Origin of the sequence: Paractinoplanes aksuensis, assembly GCF_024137025.1 — a bacterium.
Classification (GTDB): Bacteria; Actinomycetota; Actinomycetes; order Mycobacteriales; family Micromonosporaceae; genus Actinoplanes; species Actinoplanes aksuensis.
This window is the reverse complement of record NZ_JAMYJR010000042.1, coordinates 15,649-28,924: the sequence shown is the minus strand read 5'-3', so window position 1 is coordinate 28,924 and position 13,276 is coordinate 15,649. Positions and strand designations below refer to the sequence as shown.

The window sequence follows — 13,276 nt, the reverse complement described above, 5'->3', positions numbered from 1 at the left end:
TTAACGGCAGCTGCGGCGCATGCCCGGCGGGCGCTTGCCGTACCGGCGGACGTAGCTCAGGCAGCTGCGGTACTCCCACATGCGGGCGCTGTGCCTGTCCCGGAACGGTTTGATCTTCGTGATTCTACAGTTGCGCCGGCCGCTGTTCTTGCACATGCGCAGGCTCACGGCGGCTCGGATGAAGCCGAACGGGCCGCTGGTGATGCCGTACTTGTAGACCCGTTCGTGGTTGCGCGCCTTGGTGCGGTAGTTGATCTGGTAGCCCCAGCTGCGTCCCTTGTAGCGGTTGCTGTTGCGGTTGCTCGACGCCGGGCCCTTGGGCCGGGCCGGCGGGCGGCCGGCCACCTTGCGGTTGTGCGCGGCCCGGCGGGCCGCCTTCTTGGCCAGCTGCTTGGCGATCTGCCGGGCCAGGATCCGGGCCGCGATGCCACCGCCGATGACGCACGGCGGGCACCGGCCGTCGAGGTCGGTGACGTTGATCGGGTCCTGGTAGACGTAGTCGTAGTCGGTCGACGAGCCGCCCTGCACCGGGTCGGCGCTGAGGAAGCGGCCGATTCCGGGCGAATAGAGGCGTACGCCCATCAGCACCACGTCGCCCAGGGCCTCGCCCGACCGCTGCTTGCCGCCGAGCCAGCCGTAGCGCTGGTCGGCCTGGGCCGCCATCGGCACGCCGAACTCGTCGTAGTCGAACAGCTCGGGCTCGGTCAGCGTGGGGTCGATGGTCCCGACCACGTCGCCGTGCAGGTTGGTCAGCTGCAGCCGTACGCCCTCACCGGTGGTGGCGGTGGCGACCAGGTCGCCGTCCGGTCCGGCGATGTTGCGGGTGACGACCCCGGCCGCGGCGTCCTCGACGATCCACTGGGCCGAGTCCTCGTCGTCGCCGTAGTGCAGGACCTTGGCCGACGACGTCTCCCAGGTCTGGTCGACCAGGGTGTACTCGCTGCTGGCACGCAGGCGGCCGCTCGGGTCGAGGTCCCAGTTCTGTTTGGCGTCGCCCAGCTGCTGCTCGTGCACCATGTCGCTGACGTGGTAGCTGATGGTCAGGCCGCCCGGCAGCTCGGTGGTGCGGCCGAACGCGTCGTAGACGTAGCCGGGGTCGGTGAGCCGGTCGGCGCTGTCGTGCGTGTGCTGGTCGACCTGAGCGCCGGTGGCCGTCTGACAGGCGCCGTCCTCGGCCGGCCCATACTGCGACCGGCTCTTGCGGTTGCTGCGGGAGTCGTACTCGTAGACCCGGGTCGTGCAGCCGGCCGTGGTCGCGCTGTCGTGCCGGGTGCTGGCCAGCCGCCCGATCCGGTCGTACGCGAACGCCTTGCTGCCGCCCGTGTACTCGTGCTCGACCCACTGGCCGGCACTGTTCTGCACGATCGACTCGCCGTGGATGACCTCGCCGTCGGAGTCCCGCACGTAGGTCCGCTCGACCGGGTCCTGGTTGGCGTCGAGCCGGTCGATCCGGGTCAGCCCGCCCGGGTACTTGAGCTTGGTGAGCTGCTCGTCCGGACCGTACTCGGCCGTGAACGTGCCGGCCGCGCTGTCGGTGACGCTGGTCAGCATCTCGCGCGGGTCCACGGCCCGGTCGAACGAGTAGGTGCTCGTACCACTGGGGTCGGTGGTCTTGGACGGCTTGCCGAAACGGTCGAACTCGTAGACGGTGGCTCCGCCGTCGGCGTCGACGTAGCGGGCGATCCGGCCCAGGCGGTCGTACTCCCGGGTGATCGTGGCGCCGCCGGCCGTGGTCGTGGCCGCCTTGCCGTTGGCCGGGTCGTACGTGGTGACGACGGCCGGCACCGCCTTACCCAGGTCCGAGGTGATGGCCTGCGACGTCTCACGGCCGGCCAGGTCGTACTCGGTGGTGATGGTCCGGGTCTTACCGGCCACTGTTTCTCTCACCTCGGTCTCGGAGCCGAACCGGCTGTACGCGGTGATCCGGCGGCTGGGCAGCACGGAGGCCATCCGGTCGGCGTCGTGACCGGTGACCGCGCCGCCGGGCCGCGAGACGCACATCCGCCCGGCCCATTCCGGCCGGTTGCCGCACTGGGCGTCGAGCGAGTTGGCGCCGGCCGTGTAGTAGACGTTCTCGGTTGCGACAGCATCCGAGGCCGCGGACACAGCCCACGTCTTGGTGACCCGGCCCGCCTGGTCGTGCACGGTGTACGTGGTCTGGTCGAGCCCGCCCACGTCGGTGACGCTCTTGGTCGGCGCCTTCAGCACCCAGCCCGAGGCGCCACCGTGCTCGGCCGCGTACCCGGTCTTCTCGACCCGCACGTCGGCCAGCGGGTAGCCGTCGACCTGCACGCCCTGCCGCTCCGTGGTCAGCAGTTGATAGGCCGCGCCGTCCGGCTTGCCCTCGTCGTACGTGTTGAGGGTGCGCGTGCGCCCGAGCACGACCGCCCCGGCCGCGAGCTCGGTCAGCGGGCCCGCCCCGTCCGGGTCGGCCAGCGCGTTGGTCAGGCCCATCGAGGTCAGCGGGGCCAGCGTCTCGAGCAGCTGCAGGCCGTTGCTGCTGTACCGGTTGATGGTGGACAGCGCCTGCGCCCGGTTGGCCGTGTCGGTGCCGGCCAGGCCCAGCTCGTCGAGGGCGGCCGCGGCGCCGGGCAGGGTGCCCAGGGCCAGCGCCCGGTCGGTCGAGTCGAGCGCCCGGACCACGTTGCCGAACTGGTCGTACTCCTCGGTGTCGATGTATCCGCCGGGCTCGGCCGAGTTCACCTCCTGCCCGTTGGCGTTGAGGTAGTGGATGCTCGCGTGGGTGTAGCCGCCGCTGCCGGGCACGGCGACCGCGGCCCGGTTGCGGGCGGGCAGATCGCGCGGGCCGAACACGGCGGTGGCGTCGGTCGGCAGGTCCTTCTGACCCCAGGTGGCCATGGTGGCCGCGTTCAGGTCGTGCGGGCCGCCGGCCGCCTTGGTCAGCGGCACGTTGTAGACCAGGGTGGTGGTCAGCTCGCCGTCGGTCTCGGTCTTGCTGCCCTGCTTGAGCGCGGCCTGGCGGGACCGGACCAGCCGGCCCGCGTTCTCGTCGCCGGCCAGGGTGGCGATCTGGGCGTCGCCCAGGGCCGAACCGTAGACCCGGACGTCGTCGATGCCGCCGGCCCACGGGTTGGCGTTGGCCGCCGCCCACTTGCCCCGGCCCACCACGTAGTTGCCACCGGCGTTCCAGCCGCCGGTGGCGGCCGTGGTGGTCTGCGGACGGCCGTTGACGTACAACTTCATCCGGCCGCCGGCGGTGTCGTAGACGCCGGCCAGGTGCGTCCACTGACCCAGCACGGGCGGCACGTTCGAGGTGGCCCGGACCGGGGTCGCGCTGTCGTTGTCGGCCGTCACCCGCGAGAAGGCCCACTTGTTCTCGGCCTGCACGTAGTTCAGGAAGAAGCCGCTGGTGCGGGCGCCGTCCTTGGAGACCACCGTACGGTTCATCGACGTGTCGGTGATGCGGGCCCAGGCCGACACCGTGTACGACGAGGTGTTCGACAGCGGCGTGCCCGACGCGGTGATCTGGGCCGAGGCGTTGCCGGTGAACAGGGCCGCCCGGTCCCCCGGGTTGGCCGGGTCGTTGGCCTCGCCCCAGCTCACACCGGTGGCCGTGCCGTTGCGGCCGGCCCCTGAGCTGTCGGTGGCGGCGCCGTCCAGGTTCCAGCGCAGGGCGGCCGCGTCCACGTCGGGGTTGGCGTAGTCGTAGGCCCACGGCAGCTCACCGGCCGGCGTCACCTTGGCCACGCGGCCGGCGCCGTCGTACTCGTACGCGGTCTTCAGCACCGGGCTGATCCGCGGGTTCCAGGCCTCCCGCAGGCGGCCCAGGTTGTCGTACGCGTACTTGACGACGTCGACGGCGGTGACCGCGCCGGCCGCCTCGTCCCAGTTCCACACCTTGACGGTCGAGACCCGGTCGAGGTGGTCACCGAACACCGTCTGGCTCAGGCCGGCCGTGGTGGCGGTGGCGTAGACGTACTCAAGGACGACGCAGCCGCGGGGCAGGGTGGCGCCGGTGCAGCCGTTGGCGTCGTCGACCCCCGGCTCGGCCGGGTTGACCACGCGCTTGAGCAACATCCGCCCGCCCGTGGTGTCGTACACGTAGCGGGTGGTCGAGTCGTTCTCCGAGGTCCAGCTGGAGGTGACCGTCCAGACCCCGTTCTGCTGCTTGAACTGGACGGTGACGCCCTCGAGATCGGTCAGCTGGAAGGTCGTGCTGTCCGGCTTGGACAGCACCAGTCCCTCACTCCCGGGCTCGGGCGTGTAGCTGGTGCCGTCGGCGTTGCGCGAGAACGTCATCCAGCCGCCGCCGATCAGGTTGACCTGAGCCACCGACGGCGAGGGCAGACTGAGCGTGGTGTAGTCGGTGTCGGCGAACCCGCCGGTGGCGCCGCCGTTCCAGGACGGGCCGAACGGGGCCACGATCTCGGTCACCGAGAGGTTGTCCCAGAAGACCCTCTTGCCGGTGCCCGCGGCGAAACCGTTGTAGAGCCGCACCAGGGCCTCGGTCGAGCCGGTCGGCACGGTCATGTCGACCGAGAGTTCCTGCCAGCCGTCGGTGTAGGCGGCCATGGCCGAGGGCACCGCGGTGTAGGCCGTGCCGTTCTTGTACCAGCCGACGATCCGCAGGCCGTGCCCCGCGTTGGCCGGGGCCAGCCCGGTCGCGGCCGGGACGTAGATCCACCCGGTCACCCGGTACGTCCGTCCCGCCTGCATGCCGAGGCGCATGGCCCCGGTGTCTCCGCCCAGGGCCACGTACGTGTCGACGCTGGTGCCCGAGGTGGCCGGGCCGACCTCGATCGAGTCGAGCGGCGTCACATCGCCCTGCCCGCGGGCGGTCGAGCGCACCGCGGTCGAGGTGGCCGGGGTGGTGAACCCGCTGAGGTCGGCCGAGACCTGCTGCTGGTTGGCGGTCAGCTTCTCGGGCATGGCCAGGTAGCCACCGGCCGGTCCGCGCGACGAGGCCGAGCGGGTGACCGACAGGTCGAGCTCGTCGACGTCGGTGGCGCTCATCCCGAGGTCACCGGTGAGCAGGTCGACCTCGCCCACACCGGCCGCCTCGGTGGCGCTGCCGTCGCCGTTGGAGTCGACGGTGACCCGCACCCACGCGGTGTCGTAGACGGGAGCGGTCGAGCCGGCGGTGTAGATCCGGGCCCGGACCTCGACCACGCCGCCGACCAGACCGAGCGTGTCGGCCGCGTTCCAGATGGCGTGCCCGCCCAGGCTGTTCAGCGCGACCGGGATGCCGGCCGTGGCCGTGATCGGCGCCCCGGTGGCCGACATCAGGTTGGCCGACGGGATCGGCAGCGCCACCCCGCCCGGCCCGCGCCGGTATTCGAAGTAGGCCCGCGTGTAGCCGGCGACCGGGGTGGTGATCTGCAGCTTGGTCCGCTTGACCACGGTCGCGCCGGGCAGCGGCTGGGCCAGCGCGGCGTTGCCGGCCGAGAAGACGTAGCTGTTGGCGGCCGAGAGGTTGCCCGCCCGGTCCTTGGCCTGCACGGTCAGCGTCCGCAGACCGTCCCGCGGGCTCAGGGTCACCGTGGTCGTGCCCGTGGCGGCGACGGTGGTCGCGGCGGCGTCGGTGTCGAGCCGATAGACGTACGCCGCCAGGTCGGTGACGCCGCTGGCCGGGCTGAACGTGAAGACGTCGGACTGGCCGGCCCCGCCGTGCGGCTGGCCGTCGTCCTTGTAGAGAGCGGCCGAGACGAACGGCACGCCCGGCTTGTCGGTGTCGACCGTCAGCGTGGTCCACCCGGTCGCCGTGCCGCTGAGATAGGGGTCGGCCCCGTTGACCCGCCACTCGTACGCGGTGCCGTTGACCAGGTTCGTGCCGACCTGCCAGCTCGCGGTGGATCCGTTGGTCCAGCCCGGATTGCCGGTCAGCACCCCGGACTGGGCGACGGCGGCGCCGGTCGCCTTGTTGCGGATCTCGAACGACGCGCGCAGGGCCTGCCCGGCGTTGGCATCGGCCAGCTTGGCCGACAGCGTCGGGCGCAGGCTGCTCGTACGGGCATCAGCCGAACACGAGGTGTAGCAGGGCGATACGGCTTGCGCGGTCGGGACGCCCGGCGCCGCGTTGTACGTGATCGTGACGACCGGCGGCCGGCCCGCCTCGGACGAGTCGAACTTCTTCCAGCCCTTGGTGTCGGTCTCGCTGGTGCCGCGGAGCATCACCGTGACGTCGTTCCACTTGCCGTCGGCGGCCGACTGCAGCGCCTTGCCGACCTCGATGTAGACGTAACCGTCGGCGCAGGAGGAGTTGTAGCCCTTGGTCTCGGTCGAGGTGCCGACCTTCTCGCGGGCCGTGGGCTGGGCCGACCAGCGGGTCGAGGCGTCGGCCCGGTCGGTGCGCCAGGCCTCCCACGACGCCGCGCCGCACGACCACGAGTGCGTCCCCCACAGCCGCAGCTTGGCCGACATGATCCGGCTGCTCCAGATGCCGGACGTGTTGAACCGCAGGTAGGAACGGGCGGTCGCGGCGTAGCTGCCGTCGACGATCCGGCCCAGCCGCAGCTCGCTCGTGCCCGACTGGTCGCTGCTGTAGTCGTTCTGCACGAACGCGTCGAAGGCCACCGGCAGCGAGGCCGGCGGGTCGATGGTCACCGGGAACTTCAGGTCGTCGCGCGCCATGAAATCGGCGTCGGCGGTCAGCACCATCGTGGCCCGGCCGGCCTTCGCGGGCACGGTGCGCAGCCCGACCCGGGCCCGGTTCACGTGGACGCCGGCCACCGGGGACACCTCCGCGTCCCACATCTCCGGCGCCTGGGCCCGCCCGACGGCCTTGCCCTTGCTGTCCTTGAACGTCAGACCACCGGCCTGATCGGGCGCGACGGTGAGCTTGCCCGTGTTCATCGGCAGCGACAGCTTCGCGATGCGGCGCAGAGCGGCCCGGTCCTTGGCGATGAAGTACTGCTCGTACCCGGTGGTCTGGGCCCGCACCTGAATGTCGACACCGGGCAGGACGTCCGGGTAGGTCGCGGTGTTGCCCTCCAGCACGGGCTCGGGCAGCTTGCCCTTCCACGAGATGCTGGTCCGCTGGGCTCCGGCCCCGAGGCTGACGATCTCGTGCTCACCGGCCGCGCTGCGCGGCCCGGTCAACTTCAAATCGCGCGGGTGTACGCGGGGTTCGACCGACCCGTCGGCGGCCGGGATCAGCGTGAGATCGACGTCCTCCCAGCGCTCCCCCGACTTCACCCGCACCGGCGCCAGCGCCTGCTCCTGGGTGATGGTGCCGTCCGGATTGACGAACACCTGGGTCGTCTCGGTGCGCTGCCCGATCGCCTCGACCCGCCCGTCACACAGCTTCGCCGCGACGGCGGCCGACGCGATATCGTCGCGATGCTCGACACAGCGCGGTGTCGTCGCCGGGGCCTGCGCCACCGGCGTGACGGCGGCCGCCGCCGGCAGCTCGTTGGAGGTCACCACCAGCAACACGATCAGGGCCAGGCAGATGACCCGGACCCCCACCAACCACCGACCGGCATTCCACCGGCTGAAAATTTCCGCGCGTTCGTCCGACAGCACCGCGTCCCCCGTGGCTCAGAGCTGAATTGAAGGTCATCTAAGCAACAACCATCGATGGACGCAAGGTCGGATGTGGACGGTGCTCGTTCGGGCCGTCTTCAGTGCCTCGTCGAGGCGAGTCCCGGGCCCTTCATCGAGCGCGGCGGCGCCGGCGCCGGACCGCGATGACCGCGCCGGAGCCGAGCACCGCCAATGCGATACCGCCGGCCAGCCTCCCCGCCCGCGGCCGTTCGGCGGCCGATGGGACCGGCGGTGGTGTCGGCGCCTCCACGGCGACGGCGCGCCGGCGGGGCTCCGGCCACGGCAGGGCGAGCAGGTGCACGACGACCACGACGGTGGGCAGCATGACTGAGACCAGCGTCGCGGTGACGAAGACGGCCGGTGGCGTGCGGGGCGTCCAGAGGTCTGTCTCGGCAACTGTCAGCAGGCCGAACGTAGACGATGACCCGGGTGGCCCGGAACGGTGTCGAACTCGTCCGGTCCAGGGAGTAGAGCAGCCAGCTGAGGCCCACGAACAGACTCAGCGCGCCGAACCCCAGCAGCCCGGCGGCCACCATCGTCTCGGTCCAGGCACGATCGCAGGTCCGTTCCCCGGCGACGACCCCGAAGAAGAAGGCGTCGAGGGCGAACGTGAAGAAGCCGGCCACGAAGAGCGTCAGCGCTTCGGCCGGGCGCCGCTGGGCGGGCGCCTGCCGCTCGAGGATGACGACGATGCCCGCGAACACCAGACCCGCGACCACCCCCGCCAACTGCGAGTGCGAGGCCGCCGACCCGATGGGGCTCCAGTCCTCGGTGGTACAGGCCGACCCGATCATGATGCCCGGATTCTACAGAGGACGTGCCACCACTTCAGCCCGAAGCTCGCGCCGCTGTCACGGGGCGAGGGTGACCCGGACGGACGCGGCCGTGTTGTTCCAGCCGATCGTCCTGAGGTCGGCCGCCGCGTAGTCCTGATCGACGACGTACGTACGGGAATTGCCTTCGGTGTTGCAGTTGATCCAATCGAAGATCTGCACCTGATAGCGGGTGGCGCTGTCCGGGTTCTTCCGCAGCGCCCAGGAGGACGCCGAGTCATAGGCCGAAAAGCCGCTCGAGTACGAGCTGCCGGTGAGATTCCAGCAGCCGAGAATGCCGGCCGTACGGGTGTTCCGGAGGGTTTCGTAGCTGCGCCGCAGATGACCATTGTCGTAGTTGGTGTTGTCCCACAGGCAGAGGTAGCCGCCGGTGGCCGGGGTGCCGGTCGGGCAGTCGGTCCAGTTGCCCTGCGCCGACTGGTCCAGGAACACGCGCTGGGCGACCGCCAACCAGATGGATTGTCCGGCCGGCGTCGGGTGTATGCCGTCGAGCAGCAGCTCGTCCAGGGGGCGGGGGTCGGCGCGGAACGCGTTCCAGGCGTCGATGACGGGCCACCGGTTGTCGCCGGCCAGCGTCCGGATGATCTGGATGCGCTGGGCGTGCGCGGCGATCTGCTCCTCGGTCTTGCCCGGTCCGTCCTCGGGGTTCTGGAGCACCGGGACGATGCCGGCGGCGGGGTGCTCGGCCCGCAGCTCGCCGGCGAGGGTGGCGTACTCCGGGTAGGTGGCGACGGCGCCCTTGTTGTGGCTGTAGTTGATCACGTACAGGTCGCTGGGTTGCTCGGTGAGCTTCGCGAGCTGACCGAGGGCGTAGTCGGCGCTCTTGCCGGCCACGCTGCCGTTGTAGATGGCCAGCGAGGGTCCGCTCCCGGCGCTGCCGCCGAGATCGGCCGCGTCGCCGTAGGCCTTGTCGCGGTCGGACCACGCCTGATAGGTGGTGTGATGTCCAGGGTTGAGGCGGGCCAACCAGACCGCGAGAGCGTGGAACCACTCGTCGTCCTCGTCGCCGGTGGAGTCGCCGAGCAGGGTGACGACGGCGGATTGACCACTGTCGAGCCGGGCCAGCAGATCCGTCGGCGCGGCGTCGGCCAAGGCTGCCGGCGCGGTCGCGCTCCAGGCCGGGGCGGCGTTGGCGGTGCCCGCGACGAGCAGCAGGGCGAACGTGGCGACAAGGCGGCGGAGGCGCATGGCTCAGGGGGCTCCTCAGGCTGGGGCAGCTTTCGGAGAGCATTGAAATCTGCCGATTGTTCAGCGCCTGGCAGCTTAGCGAGCGTGCGCATGGGCGTCGATGTGATCTTGGACATCGCGCCGGGCCACGAAGGGTGACAGATCCGCGTTTTTGTCAAGGAACCCGATCGACCCGGATGGCTTCGGCGGCGTCGGTCGCCGCGGGGAGGACGACGGTGCGGTGCGGGCCGGGCCACGCTGACCACCCGGTTGCGCAGCACGAGCCGGCCCACGCGCAGCGGTGTGCCGAGCCGGCCGGTCACAGGCCCAGGTAGATGCGGCGGACCCGCGGGTCGTGCCGCAGCCGCTCCGACGCGCCGGTCATCGCCACCTCGCCGTTCTCGACGACCAGGCAACTGCTGGTCGCCTCGAACGTGAGCTTGGCGTTCTGTTCGACCAGCAGCAGGCTGAGGCCCTCGGCGCGCAGCCGCAGCAGCACCGCGAGGATGTCCCCGACCAGCTTCGGGGAGAGGCCCATGGACGGCTCGTCCAGCAGCAGCAGCTGGGGCCGCGACATCAGGGCGCGGCCGATGGCGAGCATCTGCTGCTGCCCGCCGGAGAGGGCCCCAGCCAGCCGGTCGCGCATCTCGGCCAGCACCGGGAACAGCTCGTACACCTCGTCCAGGGTGGTGCGGGTCTCCGCGTTCCACTTGCGGGCGTACGCGCCGAGCAGCAGGTTCTTCTCGACCGGCAGGCCGGCGAAGATGTGCCGGCCCTCGGGGACGTAGCCGATGCCGTGCCGGACCATGTCGCGGGCGCTGACCCCGCTCAGGTCGACGTCGCCGAACCGCAGCACCCCGACTTTGCGCGGGATCAGGCCCATCACCGCCTTGAGGGTCGACGTCTTGCCGGCCCCGTTGGCGCCGATGACCCCGACGGCGTCGCCCGCCGCGACCTCGAAGCTCAGATCCCGTACGGCCGAGACGCCGCCGTAGTGCACGGTGAGCCTCTCGACGATGAGAGTGCCGGTCACTTGGCCGCCTCCTCCGGAAGGTCGCCGACGGGAAAGCCGCCGACGGACGAGTCCGCGACAGGCGGGGCGACGGGCGAGTCGGCGACCGGCAGATCGTCGACGTTCATCGAGTCGCCCAGGTAGGCCTCGATCACGGCCGGGGCCACGGCCACCTCGGCCGGTGTGCCCTCGGCGATGACCCGGCCGCCGGCCAGTACGGTGACCCGTTCGCAGAGAGACATCACCAGGCCCATGTTGTGCTCGATGATGATCACCGTGCGGCCGCTGTCGCGGATGGAGCGGACGATCTCGCCGAGTTGCCGGACCTCCTCGCCGTTGAGGCCGGCGGCCGGCTCGTCGAGCAGCAGCAGCGACGGCTCGGCGGCGACCGCGCGGGCGATCTCGACGCGGCGCTGGATGCCGTACGGCAGCGCCTTGGGAGCAAGCGCGGCGAACTCGGCCAGACCGTAGCGCTCCAACACCGCGCGGGCCCGGCGGTGCAGGTCGCGGTCGCGGCGCAGCACACTCAGCGGCCGCAGCAGGTAGCGCCAGCTCTGCGAGGTGCCGCTGCGGTCGAGAGCAACCAGCAGGTTCTCCTCGACAGTGAGGTCGCCGAACAAACGCAGGTTCTGGAAGGTGCGGGACATGCCGGCCCGGGCCAGCCGGTAGGGCGCCCGGCCGGTCAGGTCGCGGCCGCGGAACCGGACCCGGCCGCGGGTCGGGCGGTAGAGGCCGCTGATCACGTTGAACAGGGTGGTCTTGCCGGAGCCGTTCGGCCCGACGATGCCGCGGATCTCGCCCTCGGGCACGGTCAGGCTGACGTCGTCGAGCGCCTTGAGACCGCGGAACTGCTTGCTCACATGGTCGACCTCGAGCACCGGCTCGCCGCCCGCCGCGGGTGCCGGATCGACCTCGTACGGGTGGAAGGGTTGTAGCTGGGCCGCCGAGCCGGCCCGGCCGCGGCGTCGCGCCGGCGAAGCGCGCACCCGCGCCGGCAGCCCGGCCAGGCCGGTGGGGGCGAAGACCACGACCAGCACGACGACGGCGCCATAGCCGATCTGGGCCACGGTGGGGTGGTCGACCAGGGTCTCGCGGACCAGCGACAGCCCGACCGCGCCGACCACGCAGCCGATCAGGCTCTGCCGGCCGCCGATGATGACCATGCCGAGCAGCAGGAACATGTTGGCGATGCCGAACGACTCCGGGGCGACGTAGCGGATGAGCCCGGCGTACAGCACCCCGCCCAGCCCGCCGTACACGCTGGCCAGCAGGAACGCGACCATCCGAAGCATCGGCACCTCGGCCCCGAGCGCGCTCGCGGCCAGCGCGTCGTCACGCATCGCCCGCATCCGGCGGCCCAGCCCGGTGCGGACCACGAACAGCCCGAACCCGAGCGACACCGCGAAGACGATCAGTTCCAGGTAGTAGTAGAGGTACTCGCTGGACAGGTCGATCCCGGGCAGGGTCGGCACCGGGATGCCGGGGATGCCCTCGGCGCCGCCGCTCAGCTCGGCGTTGGTGACCCAGTTGGTGAAGGCCAGGGCGAGCCCGAGGGTGACGATGCCGAGGTAGTGCGACTGCACCCGCAGCGCGGGCGTGCCGACCACCAGGCCGATCGCGACGGTGGCCAGGACGGCCAGCAGCGCCGCCACCCAGAAGCCGAGACCGCCGCGGGTGGTGAGGATGGCGGTGGCGTAGGCGCCGACCCCGAAGAAGGCGACCTGGGCCAGGTTGACCTGGCCACCGACGCCCATGCAGAGGCCGAGGCCGACGGCGAGGATCGCGAAGATGAGGATGACGTTGACGACGTGGATGGCGTACGAGTCGAGCCCGTACGGCAGGAACCAGGCCGCCACCCCGGCCAGGGCGATCAGGGCGATGCGGTATCTCATGCCCGGTTCACCGTCCGCTCGCCGAAGACGCCGGTCGGGCGAATCATGATGATCACCGTGAAGACCAGGAAGGTGACCAGTTCGGAGTAGCCCTGGAAGTGCCCGGCGGTGAACGAGTCGAGGATGCCGATGGCCAGCCCGCCGACGATCGCGCCGGGAATGCTGCCGAAGCCGCCCAGGATGGCCGCCGCGAACCCCTTGATGCCGAGCGCGCCGCCGAGCGCCGGACTGACGTACAGCAAGGGACCGACCAGTCCCCCGGCCAGCGCGGCCAGACCGGCGCCGATCATGAAAGCGGTCGCGTTGCTGCGCCCGACGTGGATGCCGACCGCGGTGGCGGCCTCGTGGTCCATCGCCACCGCCTGCATGGCCGCGCCCTGTTTGGTGCGTGAGAGGAACAGCACCAGCAGCACGGTGGCGACCGCGGCGATGGCCAGTACGACCAGGTCGTACGTGCGGATGCGCAGCCCGAACAGGTCGATCGGCGGGGACGGCACCGGCGAGGGCACGGCCCGGCCGGTGGCGCCCCAGATCATGATGATCAGCGCGTCGAGCACGATGCCGAACCCGATCGTGCCGATCAGCATGAGGTCGAAGTCGCGGTTCTCGAGCGGGCGCAGCACCCGCTCGATGACCAGGCCGATCAGGCCGGTGACGCCGATCGCGACGATCATGGCCAGGGCGAACGGCAGCCTGGTGGACAGATAGAACGTGGACGCCAGGTAGGCGCCGACGGTGACCACGTTGCCGTGCGCGAAGTTGACCAGTCCCATGGTCCGGTAGACCAGGGAGAACCCCAGCGCCACGAGGGCGTAGACGGCGCCGAGGCTCACTCCGCCGATGATCGTCTGCAGCGTTACCTGCAT

Annotated in this window: 6 protein-coding genes; all 6 read right to left on the bottom strand. The window is 71.1% G+C overall.

Features of this window, described 5'->3' with window-relative positions:
• Window positions 1-7,428: a LamG-like jellyroll fold domain-containing protein gene (locus tag M1L60_RS36835; RefSeq protein WP_253242195.1), complete on the bottom strand. Its 7,428-nt coding sequence runs from the start codon at window positions 7,426-7,428 to the stop codon at window positions 1-3.
• A 155-nt stretch (window positions 7,429-7,583) separates the two neighbouring features.
• The gene (locus M1L60_RS36830) at window positions 7,584-8,300 is read right to left on the bottom strand and encodes a hypothetical protein (protein ID WP_253242194.1); all 717 of its coding nucleotides are present in this window, start codon (window positions 8,298-8,300) and stop codon (window positions 7,584-7,586) included.
• 57 nt (window positions 8,301-8,357) lie between these two features.
• Window positions 8,358-9,527 (bottom strand): GDSL-type esterase/lipase family protein, encoded by a 1,170-nt coding sequence (locus tag M1L60_RS36825; protein ID WP_253242193.1) that lies wholly within the window; start codon window positions 9,525-9,527, stop codon window positions 8,358-8,360.
• A gap of 298 nt (window positions 9,528-9,825) precedes the next feature.
• Entirely contained in the window at window positions 9,826-10,539 is a 714-nt protein-coding gene (locus tag M1L60_RS36820; RefSeq protein WP_253242192.1) for an ABC transporter ATP-binding protein, read from the bottom strand.
• Window positions 10,536-12,410: a branched-chain amino acid ABC transporter ATP-binding protein/permease gene (locus M1L60_RS36815; protein ID WP_253242191.1), complete on the bottom strand. Its 1,875-nt coding sequence runs from the start codon at window positions 12,408-12,410 to the stop codon at window positions 10,536-10,538. The genes M1L60_RS36820 and M1L60_RS36815 overlap by 4 nt, the downstream gene beginning before the upstream one ends.
• Window positions 12,407-13,276, bottom strand: a complete 870-nt coding sequence (locus M1L60_RS36810; protein WP_253242190.1) for a branched-chain amino acid ABC transporter permease — start codon at window positions 13,274-13,276, stop codon at window positions 12,407-12,409. Before M1L60_RS36810 ends, M1L60_RS36815 begins: the two co-directional genes overlap by 4 nt.